Source organism: Photobacterium sp., from assembly GCF_057456235.1.
The window spans coordinates 115600-138397 of record NZ_JBVCPH010000007.1; the positions used below are offsets into that span (position 1 = coordinate 115600).

Here is a 22798-nt window from a genome sequence, read left to right on the forward strand (position 1 = left end):
AGGTTACGCTTCGTTATTTTACAATCACCGGAGTGAACTGCATAATTCCATCTTCAAATCATTATTGGGTATCAGCAATGGCGCTATTTTCAACTTCGCCGAAATCTTTGTGTATTCTGCGATTATCTGCAATTGGTGATGTCTGCCACGCCATTGCCGTGGTGCAAGCAATCCAAAGCCACTGGCCACAAACAGAGATCACTTGGGTTACCGGGAAAATAGAAGCCCAGCTCATCGGTGACTTACCGGGGATAACCGTCGTCAGCTTTGATAAAAAAGCCGGTCTTGCCGGCATGCAGGCGGTATGGCGTGCATTAAAAGGGCAAAAGTTTGATGCCCTGATCCATATGCAGGCAGCACTGCGAGCAAGTGTACTATCATTGGGCATTAAAGCTAAATACCGCGTCGGATTTAGCCGCAACCGCACCAAAGAAGGACAATGGCTGTTTACTAACAAGCACCTGCCAGAAACCGAAGCCTTCCATGTCCTGGACAACTTCGCGGACTTTGCCCGTTACCTCGGGGTTCCGTTTTCTACGCCAAGCTGGAATATTCCGCTGGCGGAAGCAGACGTCCGGTTTACTCAGCAATACACGGCGGGAAAACAGACCCTGCTGATCTCGCCCGCAGCCAGCAAAGACGAGCGTAACTGGCTCACTGAGCGATATGCTGAAATTGCCGATTACGCTAACAGCAAAGGAATGCAGGTACTGCTATGCGGTTCACCGGCTCCCAGAGAAATAGCGCTGGGTAAAAAAATAGAACAACACTGCCGGCAGCCTGTCGTTAACTTGATTGGCAAGACCAGCTTGAAGCAGTTAACGGCCTTATTAGGGCAAGCTGATGTTGTCTTGGCCCCGGATACCGGTCCTGCTCACCTGGCTACCACCCAGGGAACACCGGTTATTGGCCTGTATGCTCACAGTGATCCGAACCGGACCGGGCCTTACAATAGCCTGGATCACGTGGCGAGCGTGTACGATCAACATGCCGAACAGCAACATGGTAAACCTGTTGCGGCCCTGCCTTGGGGCACTCGAGTAAAGGGCGATGACTTAATGCAAGACATCAGTGTCGAACAAGTCAAGTCCCGACTCGACAATCTGATCTCGCCATCGGTTTAGCACTAAACAAATTATTTTTATTTAACGGAAGATCACCATGACAACACGCGTTATCTACCCGGGTACTTTTGATCCAATTACCAATGGCCATCTTGACTTAATTGAGCGTGCAGCCGCAATGTTTGATCATGTCGTGGTCGGTATTGCAGCCAGTCCCAGTAAGCAACCCCTGTTTGATCTGCAAGAGCGTGTCACGCTCACGCAGGCCATCACCAAGCATTTATCCAACGTTGAAGTTGTTGGTTTTTCTGGTCTGCTGGTTGATTTCGCCAAGGAATCCAATGCTAACATCTTAGTCCGCGGCCTACGCGCGGTCTCTGACTTTGAGTATGAATTCCAGCTGGCGAACATGAATCGCCGTCTGATGCCAGAACTGGAAACCGTCTTTCTTACCCCATCCGAAGAAAACTCTTTTCTCTCTTCAACCATGGTTAAAGAAGTCGCACTGCACAAAGGCGATGTAAGTCAGTTCGTCGCCCCTCAAATTACCGCAGCGCTTAACGCCAAGTTTCATCAAAAGTAACCCTTAATCAATCCGCCAGCAAAAAGGAGGCCGCAGCCTCCTTTTTTGCCGTTCAGGTAATTAGATCATCAACACTGATAAAACGCTCGATACCAGTCAACAAACGCCTTAACGCCTTCTTTCACTTTCACCGCGGGCTGATAACCGGTAGCGTTAAATAAGTCGTCAGTATCGGCATAGGTTGCATACACATCGCCGGGCTGCATTGGCATGAAGTTTTTCTTCGCTTCAATCCCTAACGCCTCTTCCAGTGCTTCAATAAAGTCCATCAGCTTCACCGGGCTGCCATGGCCGATGTTATACACCTTATAAGGTGCCGAGCTGGTTGCAGGCGACCCCGCCTCGACCGTCCAGTCTTTGTTCTGTTCCGGGATCACATCCTGAATACGGATAATGCCTTCAACAATATCATCGATGTAAGTGAAATCACGGCGCATGTCGCCATTGTTATACACATCGATGCCCTGACCTTTGACAATCGCATTGGTAAATTTGAATAAGGCCATATCAGGACGGCCCCAGGGGCCATAGACAGTGAAGAAACGCAATCCGGTGGTCGGAACACCATACAAATGCGAATATGTATGGGCCATCAACTCATTGGATTTCTTCGTTGCGGCATACAATGAAATCGGATGATCCACACTGTCACTGGTATTAAACGGCATCTTTTGGTTGAGGCCGTATACCGAGCTTGAAGACGCATAGACCAGGTGCTTGACGTTATTATGGCGACACCCTTCGAGCACGGCTAAATGGCCGACTAAGTTACTGTCGGCATAGGCCATCGGGTTATCAATCGAGTAACGTACTCCGGCCTGGGCTGCCAGATGAATAACGCGATCAAACTGCTGCTCGGCAAACAAAGCCGCCATGCCGTCACGATCGGCTAAATCGAGCTCGATAAAGGTGAATCTTTCATGAGCCACACGTTCAAGACGCGCATGCTTGAGCGAGACATCGTAGTAATCATTCAGGTTATCGATACCAATGACGTCATGGCCCTGGTCGCAAAGGCGTTCCGTTACCGCACTACCAATAAAACCTGCTGCACCTGTTACGAGATATTTCATACTTTGCCTGTTTTTTATCGCCGTTCACCTCATCGCTATGTCATCGACAGCAAAGAGACGAACAGCGGCATTTGTCTTTAAATCACGGGACGAATACTGTCGCCGCGGCCAATCGCGTAATAATTGAAACCGCGCTCTTGCATTAATGCCGGCTCAAATAAGTTACGCCCGTCAACAATCACTTTTTCTTTTAACGTCGTCGCAATAAAATCAAAATCAGGGGCACGGAAATTCGTCCACTCGGTACAGATCACCAGCGCGTCGGCGCCTTGCAATGCCGCTTCTTTGGTCCCCATGAGCAACAGATCGTCACGATTACCATAAATACGCTGACACTCTTCCATCGCTTCGGGATCAAAGGCCTGAACCTTGGCTCCCGCCTGCCACAGTGACTCCATTAATACCCGGCTGGACGCCTCACGCATATCATCGGTATTGGGTTTAAAGGAAAGTCCCCAAACCGCAATCGTTTTGTCTTTAAGATCAGAGTTAAAGTGGTGGTCCAGATTCGCCATTAGCTTATCTTTCTGACGATAGTTGACACGTTCTACCGCCTCCAGCAATTCAGAACGGTAGCCAATTCCCTGAGACGTGCGCACCAATGCCTGCACATCTTTCGGGAAGCACGAACCTCCGTAACCACACCCCGGATAAATAAAGTGATAGCCAATGCGGGGATCAGAACCGATCCCCTTGCGCACCTGCTCAATATCCGCTCCCAGCTTTTCTGCCAGGTTCGACATTTCGTTCATAAACGAGATCTTGGTCGCCAACATGCAGTTTGCGGCATACTTGGTCAGTTCGGCAGAGCGAACATCCATAAAGATGATCTTGTCATGGTTGCGATTAAAAGGCGCATACAACTCGCGCATCAGCTTTCTAACCCGCTCTGAATCCGTACCAATGACAATACGATCAGGCCTGCGACAATCTGCAACGGCCGCGCCTTCCTTTAAAAATTCAGGGTTTGAGGCCACATCAAACTCAATCTCAGCCCCACGCTCTGCAAGCGCTTTTGCCATATGATCTTGTACTTTGTCGGCGGTACCGACCGGGACTGTCGATTTATCGATGATCACTTTGTAATCATCCATATACTGGGCAATCGTGCCTGCAACCGCTAGCACATATTGCAGATCGGCAGAGCCATCTTCATCTGGCGGTGTACCGACAGCTATAAACTGCATTTGACCATGTTTGACGCCCAGCTCAGCATCGGTGGTGAAGGTGATCCGGCCTGATTCGTAGTTTTCTTTGACCAGCGGTGTCAGACCCGGCTCATAGATAGGAATAATACCCTGTTTCAGGTTCTCAACCTTATTCTGATCCACATCGACACACACCACCTCATGGCCAACTTCCGCCAGAACGGCAGCCTGAACTAGGCCAACATACCCAATACCAAAAACTGTAACTTTCATGCTCTGTTCCCAAAATAATTAAAGCGGTTTTGCACCAACTCCGCTAATGGCGAGTATACGGCGCTGACACCATGAAGATAACGCTGATTCGCTCTCTTCATACTATCTTGAATTCTATTTTTGACAGTGACTACAATACACCGTAGCACGCTGGCCAATTTTCATGTCACTCAATATGTTGTCGCATCGCGGGCAAGGCTCGCCGCCTTTGCCGTAGACTTGTAATTCTTGGGCAAAATAGCCCGGCTTGCCGTCCGCATTTTTAAAGTCTTTTAAGGTGGTCCCGCCCTGCTTGATGGCAAACGCCAACACGGCTTTGATTTCAGCCACCAAGATTGCCATACGTTGCGACGAGATATTGCCGGCCGCACGCTTCGGATGAATACCCGCGCTGAACAGTGATTCATTGGCATAGATATTACCCACCCCGACCACAATCTGATTATCCATAATCAATTGCTTGACCGCGGTGCGCTTACCTTTCGCCCGCTCAAGCAGGTACTCGGCAGTAAATCCATCACTCAATGGCTCCGGTCCCAGCTTACTGAGTACCGGATGCTGTCGCTCCGGCTGCTCCCATAACCAGGCACCGAAACGGCGTGGATCGTTATAACGCAGCACTTCACCATTTGAGAGAACCAGATCTACGTGATCATGTTTTCCTGCTGGTAGGGATGCCGGTAAAATCCGTAAACTGCCTGACATACCTAAATGAATAATCGCGTATCCCGCATCTGTCTGTAGCAACAGATACTTCGCCCGGCGGCTGATACTGCGGATCACCTGCCCCTCAATCTGCTGAATATCTTCAGGGATCGGCCAGCGTAAACGTGAATTCCGAATAACAATTTTTGTCACCATCTGGCCTACCACATGAGGCGTGATCCCCATCCGGCTAACTTCTACTTCAGGTAATTCAGGCATAGAGATCCTCGTACTGCCTTCTGTCAGTTAGGAAATAAATAAGTCTCATCGACAGAAATTGCCAGCCATCGTCCTTCCCAGCCTTGCAACAACCAGAACTGGGGCAAGTGGTACACAGTCACACGTACCGGCTCTTCTGTCATCGTCAGCCAAATTTCGACGGTACGCGGCGCTGCTAACTGAGGTTTTAACTGCGTTATGGTCTCGTTATCGACGGCAGTACCCGCAATAGCTTGCCAGCGATTGACAACAGCCGGCAGATCCGACTGCATAGACGGCTCAGCGGCCCACTGACCACCTTGTAACATAAGCTGATAGTCTGGCAGCACCAACTGAGTGATCACCGCCTGTTCGGGCAGCAAGCGCCGCAGAGCCGCTGAAGGCGTCGTCGATGAAGACGATGATGCATTTGAAAAACGCTCTTTTATCAGCTCAGGAAGCTGCACCATTGCAATAAAACCAACAACGGCAGCAATGATTACATTATTCCATCCGCGGCGTGATAGTTTCATTCAGGCACTCCTTGGCCCCAGTAATATCATAAGCTTGAATCATAACATTATAGCAATTGTATAAAAGTAGAGATAAAAAGGAAGGGAGCGGGGAATTTCAGATATAAAAAAACCCAGTCTAAACTGGGTTTTTATCAAAGAATTTCAAATCAATTACTTGATTTTAGCTTCTTTGTACATAACGTGCTGGCGAACTACTGGATCAAATTTCTTGATCTCAAATTTGCCTGGCATGTTACGTTTGTTCTTATCGGTAGTGTAGAAGTGTCCTGTACCAGCAGATGATACTAGGCGGATCTTCTCACGAATGCCTTTAGCCATTTTTTAAACTCTCTCTTTAAACGTTCTCGCCGCGAACACGCATCTCTGCAAGAACGATATCAATACCTTTCTTGTCGATGATACGCATACCTTTCGCAGAAAGACGCAGTTTAACGAAGCGTTTTTCGCCTTCTACCCAGAAACGATGAGTTTGCAGGTTCGGCAGAAAACGACGCTTGGTGGCATTACGTGCGTGTGAACGGTTGTTACCCGTTACAGGACGCTTGCCAGTTACTTGGCATACTCGGGACATTGCTGTCTTCTCCAAATCGTTTCAGCTCGATATCTACCGTGGTTAATTCAATGTGAAAACGCGTTTTCACATATAACCACAGCTATCAAAGGTCGCGCATTATACTAAGTCAAAACCAGTTGCTCAAGTCCCGAGCGATCCTTTCTCATCTTTTTCCGCAAATTTAGCTTAATTTATAGCCAACCTCGCTCTGCGAAAGAGACAATCTCTCCATCACCGACAACAAAATGATCCAGGACACGAATATCGACTAAACCTAGCGCATCGCTGATTCTTCGAGTAATTCGACGGTCTGCCTGACTAGGTTCAGCTACGCCTGATGGGTGATTATGCGCTAAAATGAGTGCGGCTGCATTAAATTCTAACGATCTTTTTACCACTTCCCTTGGATACACAGACGCAGAATCAATCGTTCCTTCGAATAAAACCTCGCCGGAAATGACCCGATGCTGGTTATCAAGAAACAAAACAAAGAAGGCTTCGCGATGCCGATCTCGCAATAACTGGCTTAAATAGTGCCTAGTCTGTTGCGGGCTAGTCAGCGCATCACCTTTCGTCAGCGTCTCTTCCAAATGACGGTGACTCATTTCTAATACCGCCTGCAGCTGAGCGTATTTTGCCGGGCCCAGCCCCTTGTGACAGCAAAACGCTTTTTTATCGGCGGCTAATAAGGCCCGAAGTGAGCCAAACTCGTTAAGCAGGTAAGTCGCCAGCTCGATCGCATTCATCCCTGGCATACCGGTACGTAAGAAAATGGCGAGCAGCTCGGCATCTGATAAGGCCCTGGCTCCCCGAGATAATAGCTTTTCCCGCGGTCGAGATTCAGCTGGCAGTAGCTTTAGTGACATAAACACCTCTTCGGCAATCGCCTCAGAAGATGTGTTTTCATGATCAAATTCAACTTGCGCATTCTGTTGTGGGAAAATCCTCGCAGTTTATTGTCACGCTTACATTGCACTTGCCCCCAATCTACGATCTTGCCCGCTCATTGGTTCTTAAAATACCGGGGGTCTTGGCAAGCCCATTTTCAGAACCTTCTCTAACGATGAATCAGCCCTCCTTTAATGTTATCTTGTGCTGCAGTATTGGGTAAGCTTGCCTTTCATCATTGCAACCGAAAGATAAACAGACCCTGGTTTTAAGCAAAGCTTTTTGGTTTAGATACATTTTGATTTGGGTAAAACAATGCAAACACTGGCAGGAAAAAAAATACTTCTGGGTATCAGTGGCGGAATTGCCGCTTATAAGTGCGCAGAGCTGACGCGTCGCCTGATTGAGCGTGGTGCCGAAGTACGCGTCGTCATGACTAAAGCGGCACAAGAGTTTATCACGCCGCTGACCATGCAGGCCGTTTCCGGCAAACCGGTTTCCGATAGTTTGTTCGATCCCGCGGCAGAAGCGTCAATGGGACATATCGAGCTGGCAAAGTGGGCAGATCTAGTGCTCTTGGCACCCGCTACTGCAGACTTAATGGCGCGGATCAGTGCCGGTATGGGTAATGATTTATTAACCACCCTATGCCTTGCGACAGATTCTCCGGTCGCCGTTGCGCCCGCGATGAATCAGCAGATGTACGGCAACATCGCCACCCAGGAGAATATTGCCACCTTAAAACGCCGGGGGTTCTATCTCTGGGGACCCGCCAGTGGCGAGCAAGCCTGTGGTGATGTTGGCCCGGGTCGCATGCTGGAACCCATGCAATTAGTCCATCTGGCTGAAGATTTTTTCCAGCCCGCCGATTTAGCTGGCCTGAAAATTGCCATTACCGCAGGCCCGACCCGCGAGGCGATTGATCCGGTCCGTTACCTGACCAACCACAGCTCGGGAAAAATGGGGTATGCCATTGCCGCCGCCGCCGCTCAGCGCGGCGCTCAGGTCACTCTGATCAGCGGCCCGGTTAATCTGGCCACACCTGCCGGTGTCACCCGTATTGATATCAACAGTGCCGAACAAATGCATCAGACGGCAGTCAAGCACGCCGTTGAGCATGATATTTTCATCTCTTGCGCTGCCGTTGCCGACTTCCGCCCAGCAGAGGTTGCCGAGCAGAAGATGAAGAAGCAATCAGATAGCAATGAAATGGTACTGCGGTTAGTCAAGAATCCGGATATTGTGGCCAGCATCGCCGCACTGGCGCACCAGCGGCCCTTTACCGTCGGGTTTGCGGCTGAAACCCAGGATGTGGAACAATACGCCCGCGACAAATTAATCCGTAAAAATTTAGATTTAATCTGCGCCAATGATGTCGCCCGACAGGGCCAGGGCTTTAACAGTGACAGCAATGCACTGCACCTGTACTGGCCTGCTGGCGACAAGGCCCTGCCACTGAGCTCAAAAAGTGAACTGGGACAACAACTGATAACAGAAATCACTGCGCTGTATAAAGAGAAAAAGCATGAAAAAAATTGATCTGAAAATCCTCGACCCACGTGTCGGTAACGAATTCCCTCTGCCAGCCTATGCGACCGAAGGCTCTGCAGGCCTGGATCTGCGTGCTTGCCTGGATGAAGCGCTGGTTGTCGAACCGGGACAGACCCATCTAGTGCCAACCGGCCTGGCAATCCACATTGCCGACCAGAGCCTGGCTGCAACCATTCTGCCGCGTTCAGGTCTGGGCCATAAGCACGGTATCGTACTGGGCAACCTGGTTGGGCTGATCGACTCAGACTATCAGGGCCAACTTATGGTCTCGGTATGGAACCGAGGCCACAGCACATTTACCATCGAAGCTGGCGACCGTATTGCCCAATTGGTTTTCGTCCCTGTGGTACAGGCTGAATTTAATATTGTCTCAGACTTCGATTGCAGCGAACGCGGCGAAGGCGGCTTTGGCCATTCAGGCCGCAGCTAGCAAACCAGATCAGGGCAAAAAAGCATTCATAAAGTGTTTAGCGATTAAGCGATTGATATCAAATATAAAGCGCAACCCTACAGGTTGCGCTTTTTTTGTCGATAAAGAGATCACTATCTGCAGCTTGCGCTTTTCACAACGCAGCAGCATCGCTAAGATAGACGGGTTTCACGATGTTCTAAGACAGTATCATTCGAAAAGGAACGGTTACTCATGGCTGGCAACAAAAAAAACAATCGTCGCGAAGAGATCCTGCAAGCCCTAGCGCAAATGCTGGAATCGACCCAAGGCAGCCAACGCATTACAACAGCAAAACTGGCGGCACAAGTCGGCGTATCTGAAGCCGCGCTGTATCGACATTTTCCAAGTAAAGCTCGCATGTTTGAAGGCTTGATTGAGTTTATTGAAGATTCCATCACGACCCGCATAAACCGTATCCTGGATGAAGAAAAAGATACCATGAACCGCTTGCGCATGATGCTGCAGCTCATTCTGGTCTTTGCGGAACGCAATCCGGGACTGACCCGCATTATGACCGGCCATGCCCTGATGTTTGAGCAAGACCGCCTGCAATCGCGGATCAACCAGTTATTCGAGCGGATTGAAACCCAGATACGTCAGGTCCTGCGCGAACGAAAACTGCGTGAAGGAAAAGGCTTTCCGGTCGATGAGATCATTCTAGCCGCTCAGCTGCTAGGTCAGGTTGAAGGCAGCCTGAACCGCTATGTTCGCTCCAGCTTCAAATACAAGCCAACCGAAAACTTTGACGACTACTGGCAACTGCTTAGTGCGCAGTTGGGGTAAGGACAGGGGCGAGAGCCTAGGCGCGAGTTTCGGGTTTCAGCAAAAAAGCGACAGGTGAATACCTCTCGCTTTTTTTTCGCCACTCGAACCTCATTACCTGAAACTTCTTATTCCCTAGGATTTCAGGGCCATCGTAGCGCTCTTCCCGCTTTTATACCCCGTATTCAGCACGGTAGGCTTTCACTGCGGCTAGGTGGGCATCCATCCCCTCTTGCTCAGACAAGTAGGTAACTACGTCGCCCAGAGACACAATCGAAATCACCGCGCAGCCGAAATCGCGTTCCACTTCCTGAATCGCAGACAATTCGCCTGTGCCTTTTTCCTGACGGTCAATCGCCACTAACACACCGGCCAGATCCGCACCGTTGGCCTTAATGATTTCCATCGACTCACGAATTGCCGTCCCGGCCGTGATCACATCATCAACCAGCATAATGCGCCCTTCCAGCGGGCTACCGACCAGGTTGCCACCTTCACCGTGGTTCTTCGCTTCTTTACGGTTGAAGCAATATGGTGTGTCGACATCGTGGTGATCCGCCAGCGCAACGGCCGTGGTCGTCGCAATTGGGATCCCCTTGTACGCAGGGCCGAACAGCACATCATAATCGATACCCGCATCCACCAAGGCTTCTGCGTAAAAACGGCCAAGGCGTGCTAAATCACGGCCGGTATTGAACAGACCCGCATTGAAAAAATACGGACTCCGGCGGCCAGACTTCAGAGTAAACTCACCAAACTTCAATACCCCTTTTTCCAGGGCAAATTCGATGAACTGACGCTGATATGCTTTCATGGTATCTCCTTAACATTGCTATATAGGTATTTCGATTTACGCGCTAACTTTATCGGATTCATTGATTCGACAAATTTTAGACAAAAAAAAGCGACTCAATCGAGCCGCTCAATAATTAGCTTGCCAATGCCGTTTTCTGCATCGTGATAATGTCGGCAATGCCGTCTTTCGCCAGGGCGAGCATGGCCAGCAACTCTTCGTGGCTGAAGGCTTCTCCTTCTGCCGTCCCTTGGATCTCGATCATCTTGCCTTCTTCGGTCATGACCACATTCATGTCGGTTTCTGCCGCTGCGTCTTCAAGATACTCAAGATCGCAAATAGCTTCGCCGTTATAGATACCGACAGAAACAGCAGCCACCATGCCTTTTAACGGGCTTTTTTTCAGGCTGCCTTTTTCAATCATGTAATTGATCGCATCAACCAGCGCAACCATTGCACCGGTAATAGAAGCCGTACGCGTGCCGCCATCAGCCTGGATAACATCACAGTCTACCGTGATCATCTGCTCACCCAGCGCTTCCAGATCAACCGCCGCACGCAGGCTACGGGCAATCAGACGCTGGATTTCCATGGTGCGACCGCCCTGCTTACCACTGGATGCTTCACGGCGGTTACGGGTATGAGTTGCTCGTGGCAGCATGCCGTATTCTGCAGTAACCCAACCTTGGCCTTTGCCTTTTAACCAGCGAGGTACATTTTCTTCCACACTTGCGGTACAGATCACTTTGGTATCGCCGAATTCGACTAATACTGAACCTTCAGCATGTGCTGTGAAGTTACGGGTGATCGTAATTGGACGTACTTGACTGGTGCTTCTTCCGCTTGGACGCATCGACGCTTTACCTTTCGCAGGGCTACATTGACCGGCGATTATAGCTACATCCGAGTTCGAAGTGTAGAGCGATATAGCCAAACCGCCCCAAGAGACTGGATCACGCAGTAGAAGTTGCTCGGTAATATAGAGACATAGTCAGGATTTTAGAAGCTACGGCCTGTTGATTTCTTTTATAATCAATGGTGGGTATAATCCGTGCTATCTGGTAACTACACACCTATTCTTTCTGTTACGCTTCCTGCTGCATGTCAGTAAGCTTAATAAGTAGTTATATTCCACCTTATAAAAAGGCCAATAGCCAATGATCCATAGCATGACCGCCTATGCCCGCCGCGAAGTAAAAGGCGACTGGGGCACTGCCATTTGGGAAATCCGCTCTGTTAATCAACGTTATCTGGAAACGTATTTACGTATGCCTGAGCAATTCCGTAGTTTAGAACCGGTATTGCGCGAGCGCTTTCGCCAGCGTCTGGCCCGCGGTAAAGTTGAATGTAACTTGCGTTACGAAGCCAATCAGGCTGCAACCAGTGAACTCTCCATCAATGAAGATTTGGCTAAACAGGTCATCAATGCCGCCAAATGGGTAAAAGAGACGGCAGGCGAAGGCAATATTGGTCCTTTCCAGGTACTGAACTGGCCTGGCGTGATGGAAGCACCGGAGCAAGATCTGGATGCCATCAATAAAGATCTGCTAGCGGGTTTTGATGCGGCCATTACCGACTTCATCGCTGCACGTGCCAGTGAAGGCGAAAACATGAAAGAGCTGATCGTGCAGCGTCTTGACGCTATCTCGCTTGAAGCCGGAAAAGTGCGCCAACGGATGCCTGAAATCATTAACTGGCAGCGCGAACGTCTGACGACCCGCTTTGAAGACGCAAAAGTTGAACTGGATCCTAGCCGCATTGAGCAAGAGCTGGTTATGATGGCACAAAAAAGTGATGTCGCAGAAGAGCTGGACCGCCTCGATTCTCACGTTAAAGAGACTCAGAAGATCATGAAGAAAGGGGGCGCGTGTGGCCGCCGTCTGGATTTCATGATGCAGGAATTTAACCGTGAAGCGAACACCCTGGCTTCAAAGTCGATCAGCACCGACATCACCGCATCGGCGGTTGAGCTGAAAGTACTGATTGAGCAGATGCGAGAGCAGATCCAGAATATTGAATAAGGTTCACTTCGTCTCATAAAGATGCTGACACGCTGAACAACAAATTTTTTGATTGTTTAAGTTTCAATATATTGTCGCAAACCGAAGTGGTGGATTATGATCGTCATCAGAATCCATCACTTCCAGCATTATGTCGCTAAACTCGCCAGCCGTTATTTTCCTCCTGATATGATACTTCAATCCATCCATGACTCTCTTTCTGCAAGCTGAATTACCGTGAAATTGAAGAGAGATTGGCAGAGCGGTGGCCTAACGGATAGAAGTTAGGAACATACATTTTCCGTTAACTAATTTAAAGCTAGGACTTATGGGCGGGCTGGTTTAGTAAAACCATTAAACTTTTACCATAATAGGCAAGTTGTGCACTACATGATACATCCATTTTTTTAAATAAATTACTACGATGTATTTCAGTTGTTCTCAGTGAGATATGTAATTTATCTGCAATGATTTTATTAGGAACACCTTGGATAATTAATGGTATTAAACTTTTTTCCCTTGGCGTCAACGTGTTAAACTTATTGATGATGTTTTGTTCTTCTAAATTAGATGATTTCTTAATATTACACTTACCATAGACCTCTAAAATACTCTCGATCAACTCCTCCGCATTAATGGGTTTTTGTAATAAATCATAAGCATTTAATTTAAAAGCCTGTTTGGTTAGATTAACATCAGCATGACCGGTTAAAAAAATAACACCTAATTGAGTGTTTATTTTATTTAATTGACGAAGTAATGTGATCCCATCCATTTCTGGCATATTAATATCTAATATAGCGACACCATGCTTAATAGGATTGACTTCAGATAAAAAACAAGCAGGCGATGAAAAAGAGAAAATGTTAGCGCCTTCATTTTCAAGCAACCATGTTAATGCATCTAATATGTTTTTTTCATCATCAACTAAATAAATATCAATTCCATCTAACATGAGTTACTCTCCACATACTTAGGTAATTTTATTTCAATTAATGCTCCCTGCGGTTGATAGACTGCATGGATCTGACCATTATGTTCATTAATGATCTTTTTACAGATAACCATTCCTAATCCAATACCATTTTTTTTAGTGCTATTAAATGGCATAAACAGTTTTTTTATCTGCTGCTCTGTTAATCCAAAACCATTATCTAGTATATGAACAATAATATATTGACTGCTTTGTGAAGTGATTACATTGATCTTCTTATGGTCATGTTCCATCATAGAAAACGAATCTATTGCATTTTTTAAAATATTTGTTATTACTTGAGTTAATAATACATTATCACCGAAAACATAACTTTCGCAACTATAACGGTGGTCAATAGCGATAGCTTTTCTCGTTGCCTCATTATTGAATAGTTTTAATGACTGTTCAATAATTTCATTAATATCTACTTTCTTTCGATTATCGTCATTAACAGACATAAAGCCACGCATTCTCTGAATGATCTCTTTGGCATTATTTGTTTGATTCTCTATTTGTAATAACACTTGGCTCAGTTTATTAGCATCTAACGCGTTACTGTCGAGCTGCCGTCTACAACCTGAAGCATAAATAGAGATTGTTGTTAAAGGCTGGGTTATCTCATGAGCTAATCCAGAAGCCATTTCACCGGCCAATAATACTCTTTGTGCTTGAAAAAGTTGATGGGTCTCCTGCTCTAATTTAAGGCTAGTCTGCTGGTGTTTCAATGACTCATCCTGCAACTGTTTTGTTCGTTGATAGACTTTTCTTTCGATAGTTAAATGATAAATAAAAAAAAGTAATAAACTTAAAGTGATGGCGATGATCCATTTATCATATTTTTGCCAATAGATTGTAATCCAAAAAGGCGAGATATCTACTTTCAATGCATTAACGAGAGAGTAGACACTTGAGTCATCGACTGGTGCACTCCATGATTTATACTCTCCTGCCTTAGCTATAGGGTTATCTTGCTGGATACTTAGCAGCAATTTAACCGTAATATTTGATATCTTGCTTGGTACTGTATGGCTAACGGATAAGCCAATATTAGGGTACAGTTTTGAAGAACTCACGCATGAAAAATCATCCTGAGTTTTTAATATATATTTAGCCGAAACTGCCAGTGCATTCTTATTTTCTTTTGCTTGTTCTTTCTCTAACAGACAGGTAGGGATAATACCGAAGTCGGCCTTGTTTTTAGCGACCATCTCGATAACATTACTTTGCGGTATACCAACAAAAGAGACATTATTCAATACCACATGAGTGCCACTATCATATAGATCTTTCATCATAATTTGAAACCCACCAAAAGCAGCGGGTGATGATGAGATGATTCGGCTTCTCTCCAGCATTTTCCAATCATTAATCATAGCACGGTCTTTTTTACCAATAATGACCGAACCGATTGCATGTTGACTATCTCCAGTCAATGGAGAAAGGTTTAATACTTTACTGTATCTGTATTGATGTTTTATTTTTAAAAATTGAACACCATTACTAATAATAAAATCAACAATGTTTTTTTTTGCCAACTCAGTAATAGTTACAATATCTGCTAATATCAATGAGTAATGTAACTCCGTACTATGGCTATTTAGGTAGTCTATCGTAGGCTGCCATCGTTGTAGAGAGACTTCATTACTATCAAAGTTTAATACTGCAATTCGTACTTGTTTTTTGGCATAGACAGGGAAAGAACAAAGAGCAAAAAGAGCAATGAGTAGGAAAATAGTGAGATGATTTTTTACTTCATTTATCATAATGAACCTATAGCCGAGATTCCACAGCTAATTTTAAACGAAGATAGCTACATTTCATTGCAAACAGTCAAACTTGCGAAGTTTAAAATAGTTAATTTTAATTACCGTACAAGTTGGGAATTCATGTTGCCACAGCCGGATACTGATATCATAATTCGCATTAGCATTCTACATTTTCTTCGATAGCCTATCTCAAACCCTAAGATAGCTCACAAAACCAAACGTCAGAATCAGCTGAGGAATAGCTAATACAGTCTATCTGTTTTACCGGAAAATAATTTTTATATTATTTTAAGTCCACTTTTCTATCTTGATTTAGATCAAGGTTATATTCGGACTGCGGTTTACCACTATACCGCTCTCAGCATGGGGTGAATATCTTATGATGCATGATTTTACTACTAGTGATTAGGTAATTAGGTATGAGTGGCTTAGATAATAAACGAAGGGATTTTATAAAAAAAAGCTTAGGTATGGCATCGCTTATACCACTATCGTCCGCGGTGTTATCGACAACGGCATTTGCAGCAACTGATCCTGACACCATTCAATGGGATGAGGAGATGGATGTATTGGTTGTCGGCAGTGGTTTAAGTGGACTGGCTGCGGCAATCAGCGCTGCAGATATTGATGCTACCGCTAAAATAGTTGTCGCCGATAAGATGTCTCGCTTAGGTGGTTCTTCATTGATATCTGGCCTTAATATGGCTGTTGTCGGATCTCAAATGCAAAAAGACATTGGTGTAACGGATGATAACTGGGAGCTGTTATATCAAGATATTGAAAAAGAAGCACGTGGTTATAATCACCCTGAATTAACAAAAGTTTTGGCCCAAAACACTTTAAATCTATATAACTTTTTAACCGACCATGGCGTTGAATATGATATGTCTATCGGTGGTGGAACTGGCATTAAGAAGCTCGGTGGACATAACCGTGCTCGTGCCGTATGGCCAAAGCATGGTGGAACTGGGGTCATTAAAAACCTATTAAAGTACTGCGATAACAACCTAGCTAATGTTGAAATTCGCAAAAAAGTATTAATTACCGATATTCTTCGTAACAATGAAGGACGTGTCATTGGCGTAAAAGTACGTGAGGGGTATTGGTTTAATCGTAATACCGACGATATGGGTAATAATGATAAGACATCATTTAATAATACCGGTGATGTTAAATATTATAAAGTGAAGCGTGGGTTGGTAATGAGTAGTGGTGGTTTCAACCAAGACCGTCAATTCCGTGCTGGTGAAATTCCTGTCATGTATAATGCCGCAGCAACAACCCAACCAGGAGCGACGGCGAGTGGCATTAAGCCGATGATTAACGCGGGTTATAAACCTGCCCATATGACGCTGTTCCGCTTTGCTTTCCCAATTCCAACAGAAGATATTTTATGGGGTGTGCTATTAAACCCTCGTACTTGTGAACGTTTTGTTGATGAGTTTAACCATAATGATCGTCAAGCTATTGGTATGGCAATCTTAAGCGAAAGAGCAAAGATTGATAATGAAAATGCCGTATTAATTTACGATCAAAAAGGCATTGATAACTATCACGATAAGCAACGGCTAACATTATCTTTAGAAGGTAAAAACGGCACGGGTGGCGACATTTGGAAATTTGAAACCCTTGAAGAGCTAGCTTCTTATTTCAAAATGGATATTTCAAAACTGAAATTATCATTACAGAAATATAATGAGAATATGGCCAAAGATCAGGATGAGTTCGGTAAACCTAAAAGTATTATGTCGACATCTACATCGCTTGATACAGCACCTTATTATGCTATGCAGTTAAATCCTCGTTATAACTATTCACAAGGTGGGGCTTTAATTACACCAAAAGCACAGGCAATTGATATTACAACAGATGAGCCAATTCCGGGTGCATTTGTTTGTGGTGAGGCTGCAGCAGGCACCTTTGGTTATATTCGCCTAACGGCTTGTTCATCATTGGATTGTGGTATTTTTGGTATGATTGCAGGTCAAAATGTAATCAAAGAGATCCCTTGGGCTTAGGACTGAATATGTTTAAAAAACTCCTTATATTATTTGCGATGGTAAGTTGTTTTTCAGTTTATGCCGAAGCTGATAAATCAACAGAGTCATCTGACCCACTCTTTTCATCAACAGAGTTGGTAAAAGCTTATTCCACTAAGCAAGTGGCATCAAAAGAAGATTTTGGATTAAAATCCCATCATGAAAAACTGCAGTTGGAGTGCTCTGATTGTCATGTTAATTCAGACAAAGGTGAGTATAAACGTTTAGAGACAAACGACTGCCTACAGTGCCATAACTCAACAGAGACCGTGGCAAAACGTACCCAATTTATGGATGCCAACCATACTAATCCACATAATTCACTTCATGATGGCTTGGATCTTGATTGTTATGAGTGTCATGCAGAACATAAGCCATCACAGAACTTATGCTCATTCTGCCACAACACCACAACATGGATGGGACAGGTGCCTTAGGGATTAATCATGAAAAAATATAAATTAATAATAATATTGATCGTTCTTGGTGGGATCCTAGGATTAGGGGCTTCACTGATCACAGCAGAAGTGGTCAAGCATACCAGTGGTGAAGAGTTTTGTGGTAGCTGCCATTCGATGGAACCGATGGCAAAAACCTTCAAACTTGATATTCATGGTGGGCAGAATGAGCATGGATTCGTTGCAGAATGTGTGGATTGTCACTTACCCCACGATTCAGTTTTCAATTATATGGTCGCTAAAACAGCCCATGGTATTAATGATGTCTTCAAAGAGACCTTTACCGATACCAGTAAAATTGACTGGTTAAGTCGACGCAAAAATCGTGAAGAGTTTGTGTATGACGATGGTTGCTTAGAGTGTCATCGACAACTATTAGATAAGACAACCGCTGCTAATCCTAAGTCTCTCGTTTTGCATGCTAAATATAAAACGCTAAAAGAGACAGAAGAGCCTCTATATTGTGTTTCATGCCACGTGACAATTGGCCATGATGGACAATTAAGAAGCGAATTAAATAAAACCAGCCCTGAATATACTTTTGGTGTTGAGCAATAGCAGATGCCAACGAACAAAGAAGCCTCCAAATAAGGAGGCTTCTTTGTAATAAGAGAAGGGCATCGTCATGCTAAGACCATTGGTGGATTTTCGAAAGCCTGCGGAGTTCGCGGTACGAGCCGATCGCGGGAGGACTCATTAAGCCTTTCCAGGACTTAAAAGCACCAATAGGCTCACCAGATAGTTCGTCAGCGTAACAGGTGAAATAATCGCTCAACCCTGTTAACAGGAAAAACATAAGCAACTGAAAAATAAATAAATAAAAATGACATCTATATTCATACCCAGAACATCAAACTACCAATAGCCATCATACTCACTCTCTTAACCGTGAATAAGACAGGCTGATACAATACCTTTTTTATTATTGCTGATAACTTTGAAATTAAAGTAAAAGCCAGCCAAGCTTAAGCTGTTAGGTATATGTCGTCGGCTAATATCGTATTGACGACAAAAAAGATGAAATTTCAAGCAATCAGCTAATTTCAATTCTGCGCAGTTCGTGATAATCTGCGCGCCCTTCTAGCACTGAGTGAAAACAGGCAATGAGCAAAGGTACTCTATACATCGTGTCGGCCCCGAGTGGCGCTGGTAAATCAAGTTTGATTAATGCACTCCTTGAAACTAACCCGACCTATGACATGAAAGTATCCGTCTCCCACACCACACGCGGTATGCGCCCAGGTGAGGAACATGGTGTTCATTACAATTTCATCAGCGTTGAAGAATTTACTGATCTGGCAAATAAAGGTTTATTCCTTGAACATGCAGAAGTATTTGGCAATCACTACGGTACGTCTCGTCTCTGGATCGAAGATCAGCTTAATAAAGGTATTGATGTCTTCTTAGATATCGATTGGCAGGGCGCGCGACAAATTCGCAAGCAGATGCCAGCCGCGAAAAGCCTCTTCATTCTGCCTCCTTCAAAAGAGGAGCTGGAACGCCGCCTTAACACTCGCGGTCAGGACAGCGAAGCGGTAATTGCACGCCGCATGCAAGAAGCGCGTTCAGAAATTTCGCACTATAACGAATACGATTATGTGATTGTTAACGATGATTTCGATGCCGCGCTGATGGACTTTAAGTCCATTATCCGTGCAGAACGATTGAAGCAAGACAAGCAAACTGCTAAATATAACAGTATGCTGAATAGCCTACTGGCAGAACAGTAAGTATTTTTGTACAATTTTTACTCTTTTTATATAACCACTGGAGCCCTCCATGGCACGCGTAACCGTTCAAGACGCAGTTGATAAAATTGGCAACCGTTTCGATCTGATCCAAGTAGCTTCTCGCCGCGCTCGTCAAATGCAAACTGGCGGTAAGGATCCACTGGTTCCGGAAGAAAACGACAAGTATACAGTGATTGCCCTTCGCGAAATCGAAGAAGGCCTGATCACTAAAAACATTCTCGATGCTCGTGAGCGTCAGGAAGTTCAAGAGCAAGAAGCAGCAGAGCTAGCCGCTGTTAGCGCTATTGCAGGCGACCACCGTTAATTCAGGGAACCGGGCGAATTGTATCTTTTTGATAGCCTGAAAGAAGTCGCAATTGATTACCTGCCAGAGTCTCAGATAGAGGCTCTTCGGCAGGCGTATCTCGTTGCGCGTGATGCTCACGAAGGGCAAACCCGCTCAAGTGGCGAACCCTACATTATCCATCCGATAGCCGTCGCCCGTATTCTTGCCGAAATGCGCCTCGACTACGAGACGTTAATGGCAGCCCTGCTCCATGACGTTATTGAAGATACTGAAGTCACCAAGGACGATCTCGACAGCCGCTTTGGCTCGACCGTCGCGGAACTGGTTGACGGGGTATCGAAGCTGGATAAGCTGAAGTTCCGCGATCGTAAAGAAGCGCAGGCTGAAAACTTCCGCAAAATGATCATGGCCATGGCCCATGATATTCGCGTTATTCTGATCAAGCTGGCTGACCGCACGCACAACATGCGTACCTTAGGTGCCCTGCGTCCGGACAAACGCCGCCGTATTGCCCGTGAAACCCTAGAGATCTTCTCTCCCCTTGCCCACCGCCTAGGTATCCATAATATTAAAACCGAACTCGAAGAGTTAGGTTTTGAAGCACTTTATCCTAATCGCTACCGGGTATTGAAAGAAGTCGTTGCTTCTGCACGGGGCAACCGCAAAGAAATGATTAACAAGATCCACGCTGAAATCGAGGGACGTCTCATTGACGCGGGGATCGAAGGCAAAGTCTTAGGCCGCGAGAAAAACCTGTATTCCATCTATAACAAGATGAAAAACAAAGAACAGCGTTTCCATACGATTATGGACATCTACGCTTTTCGGATCTTAGTGAAAGATTTGGACACCAGTTATCGCGTATTGGGCCAGGTCCATAACCTGTACAAACCTCGCCCGAGCCGGATGAAAGACTATATTGCCATTCCGAAGGCCAATGGCTACCAGTCACTGCATACCTCCTTAGTCGGCCCTCACGGGGTGCCGGTTGAAGTCCAGATCCGTACTGAAGATATGGATCAGATGGCGGATAAAGGAGTGGCGGCTCACTGGGCGTATAAAGACGGTGAAAATCCCGGCACCACCGCCCAGGTTAAAGCCCAGCGCTGGATGCAAAGCTTGCTGGAATTGCAGCAAAGTGCCGGCAGCTCCTTTGAATTCATTGAAAATGTTAAATCCGATCTGTTCCCGGATGAAATTTACGTCTTTACCCCGAAAGGGCGCATTGTGGAGCTCCCCGTCGGTGCCACAGCCGTCGATTTTGCGTATGCGGTACATACCGATGTAGGCAATGCCTGTGTCGGTGCGCGCGTTGATCGCCAACCGTACCCGCTGAGTAAGCCGCTAAAAAACGGTCAGACTATCGATATTATCAGTGCCCCCGGTGCTCGTCCGAATGCTGCATGGCTGAACTATGTGGTGACCTCTCGTGCCCGTACCAAGATCCGCCAGGTACTGAAAACCATGCGTCGAACAGAGTCAGTGACTTTAGGTCGTCGCCTGCTCAACCATGCCCTTGGTGAGCTCAGTATTGATCAAGTCGCCCCTGATACAATGGCTAAGTTGCTGGCAGATCAACGCCTCGCGAGTATTGATGACTTATTAGCCGATATCGGTTTAGGCGAGTTAATGAGCGTGGTCGTTGCCCGCCGTTTGCTCGATAATAACAGTGACATCAGCCGAACCAACGAAACCGGCAGACGGATGGCCATTCGTGGTGCTGATGGTATTTTGCTGACCTTTGCCAATTGCTGCCATCCCATCCATGGTGATCCGATCATGGCTCACGTCAGCCCGGGTAAAGGCTTGGTTATTCATCGCGAAGAGTGCGCGAATATCCGAGGTTATCAGCGCGAACCTGATAAGTACATGCCAGCTGAATGGAGCGAAGAATTCGATCAAGAATTCATCACCGTTTTAAAAGTCGACATGCAAAACCATCAGGGTGCACTGGCCGCGTTAACCAATACTATTGCTGCAACCGGCTCCAACATTCAAGGCCTTGCGACCGAAGAAAAAGATGGTCGCCTGTACACTGTAAAGGTACGCCTGACCACCAAGGGGCGTATTCATTTAGCCAACATCATGCGCCGTATTCGTGTGATGCCGAATGTGGTTCGCGTATCACGCCAGAAAAATTAACGTCCGGGAGCGAGTTTCTAGCGAAACTCGCCTCTAGAAACTGAACAACTCAACCCTCGCCCTTCAAACAAAACACTAGACTGCTTATGACTCCTGATCGTTACCAGCGAATCCACTCAGTACTGGCGACCCGCCAGCCCGATTTAACCGTATGCATGGAAGAAGTGCATAAGCCGAATAACGTATCAGCCATTATTCGTACGGCTGATGCGGTCGGGGTTCACAAAGTCCACGCCGTCTGGCCGAAAGACAATATGCGGGTACTCAGCCATACCTCTGCCGGGGCACGTAACTGGGTCGAACTAGAAACCCACGACAACATGGTTGCAGCCGTCAGCCAGCTGAAAGCCCAGGGCATGCAGGTACTGGCGACCCATTTGTCAGACGCCGCAATTGATTTTCGTGACGTCGATTACACCAAACCGACCGCAATTATTTTAGGCGGCGAGAAAAACGGGATCACCGCTGAAGCACTGGCAATGGCGGATCAGGACATCATCATTCCGATGGTGGGTATGGTACAGTCGCTTAACGTCTCGGTGGCCAGCGCCCTGATCCTGTATGAAGCACAGCGTCAGCGTCAGCTTGCCGGCATGTATGAACGAGAAGCGACCCTGTTGCCAGACGACGTTGTTCATCGCATTCTGTTTGAGCGCGGTCATCCGGTATTAGCCAAAGTCGCCCGGCGCAAAGGCTTGCCTTATCCGCCGCTCGATAGCGAAGGCCAAATCGTCGCCGATGAGGCATGGTGGGCAACCATGCAGGCCATTGAGCCGAAGAAGAAAACCAAATAAGGATCAGC

Annotated in this window: 24 protein-coding genes; 13 read left to right on the forward strand and 11 right to left on the reverse strand. The window is 46.4% G+C overall.

Features of this window, described 5'->3' with window-relative positions; all coding sequences use genetic code 11:
* Nucleotides 1–77 precede the first annotated feature (77 nt).
* Both AC2204_RS10030 and coaD read left to right on the forward strand, forming a co-directional pair.
* The gene (locus tag AC2204_RS10030) at nt 78–1124 is read left to right on the forward strand and encodes a glycosyltransferase family 9 protein (protein WP_318925360.1); all 1047 of its coding nucleotides are present in this window, start codon (nt 78–80) and stop codon (nt 1122–1124) included.
* 37 nt (nt 1125–1161) lie between these two features.
* Nucleotides 1162–1647 (forward strand): pantetheine-phosphate adenylyltransferase, encoded by a 486-nt coding sequence (coaD, locus tag AC2204_RS10035; RefSeq protein ID WP_318925361.1) that lies wholly within the window; start codon nt 1162–1164, stop codon nt 1645–1647.
* Between the two features lie 68 nt (nt 1648–1715).
* Here coaD and AC2204_RS10040 read toward each other — a convergent pair whose 3' ends face one another.
* From AC2204_RS10040 to radC, 7 genes are all read right to left on the reverse strand, one after another.
* The gene (locus tag AC2204_RS10040) at nt 1716–2720 is read right to left on the reverse strand and encodes an NAD-dependent epimerase (protein ID WP_318925362.1); all 1005 of its coding nucleotides are present in this window, start codon (nt 2718–2720) and stop codon (nt 1716–1718) included.
* Between the two features lie 77 nt (nt 2721–2797).
* Nucleotides 2798–4141 carry a UDP-glucose dehydrogenase family protein gene (locus AC2204_RS10045; RefSeq protein WP_318925363.1) on the reverse strand — a complete coding sequence of 448 codons (1344 nt, stop codon included), beginning with the start codon at nt 4139–4141 and terminating at the stop codon, nt 2798–2800.
* A gap of 114 nt (nt 4142–4255) precedes the next feature.
* Nucleotides 4256–5065: a bifunctional DNA-formamidopyrimidine glycosylase/DNA-(apurinic or apyrimidinic site) lyase gene (mutM, locus tag AC2204_RS10050; protein ID WP_318925364.1), complete on the reverse strand. Its 810-nt coding sequence runs from the start codon at nt 5063–5065 to the stop codon at nt 4256–4258.
* A 23-nt stretch (nt 5066–5088) separates the two neighbouring features.
* The gene (locus AC2204_RS10055; protein ID WP_318925365.1) at nt 5089–5577 is read right to left on the reverse strand and encodes a hypothetical protein; all 489 of its coding nucleotides are present in this window, start codon (nt 5575–5577) and stop codon (nt 5089–5091) included.
* A 153-nt stretch (nt 5578–5730) separates the two neighbouring features.
* On the reverse strand, nt 5731–5898 hold the full coding sequence (rpmG, locus tag AC2204_RS10060; protein WP_002535344.1) for a 50S ribosomal protein L33: 168 nt from the start codon (nt 5896–5898) through the stop codon (nt 5731–5733).
* Between the two features lie 16 nt (nt 5899–5914).
* Complete coding sequence (gene rpmB, locus AC2204_RS10065; protein WP_107283510.1) at nt 5915–6151, reverse strand: 50S ribosomal protein L28; 237 nt, start codon at nt 6149–6151, stop codon at nt 5915–5917.
* Between the two features lie 173 nt (nt 6152–6324).
* Nucleotides 6325–6999, reverse strand: a complete 675-nt coding sequence (radC, locus tag AC2204_RS10070; protein ID WP_318925366.1) for a RadC family protein — start codon at nt 6997–6999, stop codon at nt 6325–6327.
* Nucleotides 7000–7336: 337 nt separating this feature from the next.
* Here radC and coaBC point away from each other — a divergent pair, with 337 nt between their 5' ends.
* The 3 genes from coaBC to slmA all read left to right on the forward strand — a co-directional run bounded on the left by coaBC (nt 7337) and on the right by slmA (nt 9806).
* Nucleotides 7337–8560: a bifunctional phosphopantothenoylcysteine decarboxylase/phosphopantothenate--cysteine ligase CoaBC gene (gene coaBC / locus AC2204_RS10075; protein WP_318925367.1), complete on the forward strand. Its 1224-nt coding sequence runs from the start codon at nt 7337–7339 to the stop codon at nt 8558–8560.
* On the forward strand, nt 8547–9002 hold the full coding sequence (gene dut, locus AC2204_RS10080; protein ID WP_318925368.1) for a dUTP diphosphatase: 456 nt from the start codon (nt 8547–8549) through the stop codon (nt 9000–9002). The genes coaBC and dut overlap by 14 nt, the downstream gene beginning before the upstream one ends.
* A 213-nt stretch (nt 9003–9215) precedes the next feature.
* On the forward strand, nt 9216–9806 hold the full coding sequence (slmA, locus tag AC2204_RS10085) for a nucleoid occlusion factor SlmA (protein ID WP_318925369.1): 591 nt from the start codon (nt 9216–9218) through the stop codon (nt 9804–9806).
* Between the two features lie 151 nt (nt 9807–9957).
* Here slmA and pyrE read toward each other — a convergent pair whose 3' ends face one another.
* Together pyrE and rph are read right to left on the reverse strand one after the other, a co-directional pair.
* A complete protein-coding gene (gene pyrE / locus AC2204_RS10090) occupies nt 9958–10599 on the reverse strand; it encodes an orotate phosphoribosyltransferase (RefSeq protein ID WP_318925370.1) in 642 nt (213 codons plus the stop codon).
* Nucleotides 10600–10714: 115 nt separating this feature from the next.
* Nucleotides 10715–11431, reverse strand: a complete 717-nt coding sequence (gene rph, locus AC2204_RS10095) for a ribonuclease PH (RefSeq protein ID WP_318925371.1) — start codon at nt 11429–11431, stop codon at nt 10715–10717.
* A gap of 304 nt (nt 11432–11735) precedes the next feature.
* Between rph and AC2204_RS10100 the strand changes: the two genes are divergently transcribed.
* Nucleotides 11736–12599, forward strand: coding sequence for a YicC/YloC family endoribonuclease (locus tag AC2204_RS10100; RefSeq protein WP_318925372.1), 864 nt, complete (start codon nt 11736–11738; stop codon nt 12597–12599).
* 298 nt (nt 12600–12897) lie between these two features.
* Here the strand turns inward: AC2204_RS10100 and AC2204_RS10105 are convergent, their stop codons facing one another.
* Together AC2204_RS10105 and AC2204_RS10110 are read right to left on the reverse strand one after the other, a co-directional pair.
* Entirely contained in the window at nt 12898–13533 is a 636-nt protein-coding gene (locus AC2204_RS10105; RefSeq protein ID WP_318925373.1) for a response regulator transcription factor, read from the reverse strand.
* Nucleotides 13527–15317, reverse strand: coding sequence for a sensor histidine kinase (locus tag AC2204_RS10110; RefSeq protein WP_318925374.1), 1791 nt, complete (start codon nt 15315–15317; stop codon nt 13527–13529). Before AC2204_RS10110 ends, AC2204_RS10105 begins: the two co-directional genes overlap by 7 nt.
* A 422-nt stretch (nt 15318–15739) precedes the next feature.
* On the opposite strand from AC2204_RS10110, the gene AC2204_RS10115 reads away from it, so the two are divergent.
* The 7 genes from AC2204_RS10115 to trmH all read left to right on the forward strand — a co-directional run bounded on the left by AC2204_RS10115 (nt 15740) and on the right by trmH (nt 22790).
* The gene (locus AC2204_RS10115) at nt 15740–17338 is read left to right on the forward strand and encodes an FAD-dependent oxidoreductase (RefSeq protein WP_318925375.1); all 1599 of its coding nucleotides are present in this window, start codon (nt 15740–15742) and stop codon (nt 17336–17338) included.
* Between the two features lie 8 nt (nt 17339–17346).
* Nucleotides 17347–17796 carry a cytochrome c3 family protein gene (locus AC2204_RS10120; protein ID WP_318925376.1) on the forward strand — a complete coding sequence of 150 codons (450 nt, stop codon included), beginning with the start codon at nt 17347–17349 and terminating at the stop codon, nt 17794–17796.
* A gap of 9 nt (nt 17797–17805) precedes the next feature.
* Nucleotides 17806–18375, forward strand: a complete 570-nt coding sequence (locus tag AC2204_RS10125; protein WP_318925377.1) for a cytochrome c3 family protein — start codon at nt 17806–17808, stop codon at nt 18373–18375.
* 545 nt (nt 18376–18920) lie between these two features.
* The gene (gene gmk / locus AC2204_RS10130) at nt 18921–19547 is read left to right on the forward strand and encodes a guanylate kinase (protein ID WP_318925378.1); all 627 of its coding nucleotides are present in this window, start codon (nt 18921–18923) and stop codon (nt 19545–19547) included.
* 49 nt (nt 19548–19596) lie between these two features.
* Nucleotides 19597–19872: a DNA-directed RNA polymerase subunit omega gene (gene rpoZ, locus AC2204_RS10135; protein ID WP_107283518.1), complete on the forward strand. Its 276-nt coding sequence runs from the start codon at nt 19597–19599 to the stop codon at nt 19870–19872.
* An 18-nt stretch (nt 19873–19890) separates the two neighbouring features.
* Nucleotides 19891–21996 carry a bifunctional GTP diphosphokinase/guanosine-3',5'-bis pyrophosphate 3'-pyrophosphohydrolase gene (gene spoT / locus AC2204_RS10140; RefSeq protein WP_318925379.1) on the forward strand — a complete coding sequence of 702 codons (2106 nt, stop codon included), beginning with the start codon at nt 19891–19893 and terminating at the stop codon, nt 21994–21996.
* Between the two features lie 86 nt (nt 21997–22082).
* On the forward strand, nt 22083–22790 hold the full coding sequence (gene trmH / locus AC2204_RS10145; RefSeq protein WP_318925380.1) for a tRNA (guanosine(18)-2'-O)-methyltransferase TrmH: 708 nt from the start codon (nt 22083–22085) through the stop codon (nt 22788–22790).
* Nucleotides 22791–22798: the final 8 nt, after the last annotated feature.

Excerpts from the sequence above, each read along its gene's own strand:
- AC2204_RS10055 (WP_318925365.1), bottom strand. The coding sequence starts at position 5,577 with ATGAAACTATCACGCCGCGGATGGAATAATGTAATCATTGCTGCCGTT.
- dut (WP_318925368.1), top strand. The coding sequence starts at position 8,547 with ATGAAAAAAATTGATCTGAAAATCCTCGACCCACGTGTCGGTAACGAA.
- gmk (WP_318925378.1), top strand. The coding sequence starts at position 18,921 with ATGAGCAAAGGTACTCTATACATCGTGTCGGCCCCGAGTGGCGCTGGT.
- AC2204_RS10100 (WP_318925372.1), top strand. The coding sequence starts at position 11,736 with ATGATCCATAGCATGACCGCCTATGCCCGCCGCGAAGTAAAAGGCGAC.
- AC2204_RS10115 (WP_318925375.1), top strand. The coding sequence starts at position 15,740 with ATGAGTGGCTTAGATAATAAACGAAGGGATTTTATAAAAAAAAGCTTA.
- rpmG (WP_002535344.1), bottom strand. The coding sequence starts at position 5,898 with ATGGCTAAAGGCATTCGTGAGAAGATCCGCCTAGTATCATCTGCTGGT.
- coaD (WP_318925361.1), top strand. The coding sequence starts at position 1,162 with ATGACAACACGCGTTATCTACCCGGGTACTTTTGATCCAATTACCAAT.
- rph (WP_318925371.1), bottom strand. The coding sequence starts at position 11,431 with ATGCGTCCAAGCGGAAGAAGCACCAGTCAAGTACGTCCAATTACGATC.
- rpmB (WP_107283510.1), bottom strand. The coding sequence starts at position 6,151 with ATGTCCCGAGTATGCCAAGTAACTGGCAAGCGTCCTGTAACGGGTAAC.
- AC2204_RS10040 (WP_318925362.1), bottom strand. The coding sequence starts at position 2,720 with ATGAAATATCTCGTAACAGGTGCAGCAGGTTTTATTGGTAGTGCGGTA.
- AC2204_RS10110 (WP_318925374.1), bottom strand. The coding sequence starts at position 15,317 with ATGATAAATGAAGTAAAAAATCATCTCACTATTTTCCTACTCATTGCT.
- coaBC (WP_318925367.1), top strand. The coding sequence starts at position 7,337 with ATGCAAACACTGGCAGGAAAAAAAATACTTCTGGGTATCAGTGGCGGA.
- slmA (WP_318925369.1), top strand. The coding sequence starts at position 9,216 with ATGGCTGGCAACAAAAAAAACAATCGTCGCGAAGAGATCCTGCAAGCC.
- rpoZ (WP_107283518.1), top strand. The coding sequence starts at position 19,597 with ATGGCACGCGTAACCGTTCAAGACGCAGTTGATAAAATTGGCAACCGT.
- pyrE (WP_318925370.1), bottom strand. The coding sequence starts at position 10,599 with ATGAAAGCATATCAGCGTCAGTTCATCGAATTTGCCCTGGAAAAAGGG.
- radC (WP_318925366.1), bottom strand. The coding sequence starts at position 6,999 with ATGTCACTAAAGCTACTGCCAGCTGAATCTCGACCGCGGGAAAAGCTA.
- AC2204_RS10105 (WP_318925373.1), bottom strand. The coding sequence starts at position 13,533 with ATGTTAGATGGAATTGATATTTATTTAGTTGATGATGAAAAAAACATA.
- AC2204_RS10030 (WP_318925360.1), top strand. The coding sequence starts at position 78 with ATGGCGCTATTTTCAACTTCGCCGAAATCTTTGTGTATTCTGCGATTA.
- AC2204_RS10045 (WP_318925363.1), bottom strand. The coding sequence starts at position 4,141 with ATGAAAGTTACAGTTTTTGGTATTGGGTATGTTGGCCTAGTTCAGGCT.
- mutM (WP_318925364.1), bottom strand. The coding sequence starts at position 5,065 with ATGCCTGAATTACCTGAAGTAGAAGTTAGCCGGATGGGGATCACGCCT.
- AC2204_RS10120 (WP_318925376.1), top strand. The coding sequence starts at position 17,347 with ATGTTTAAAAAACTCCTTATATTATTTGCGATGGTAAGTTGTTTTTCA.
- AC2204_RS10125 (WP_318925377.1), top strand. The coding sequence starts at position 17,806 with ATGAAAAAATATAAATTAATAATAATATTGATCGTTCTTGGTGGGATC.
- trmH (WP_318925380.1), top strand. The coding sequence starts at position 22,083 with ATGACTCCTGATCGTTACCAGCGAATCCACTCAGTACTGGCGACCCGC.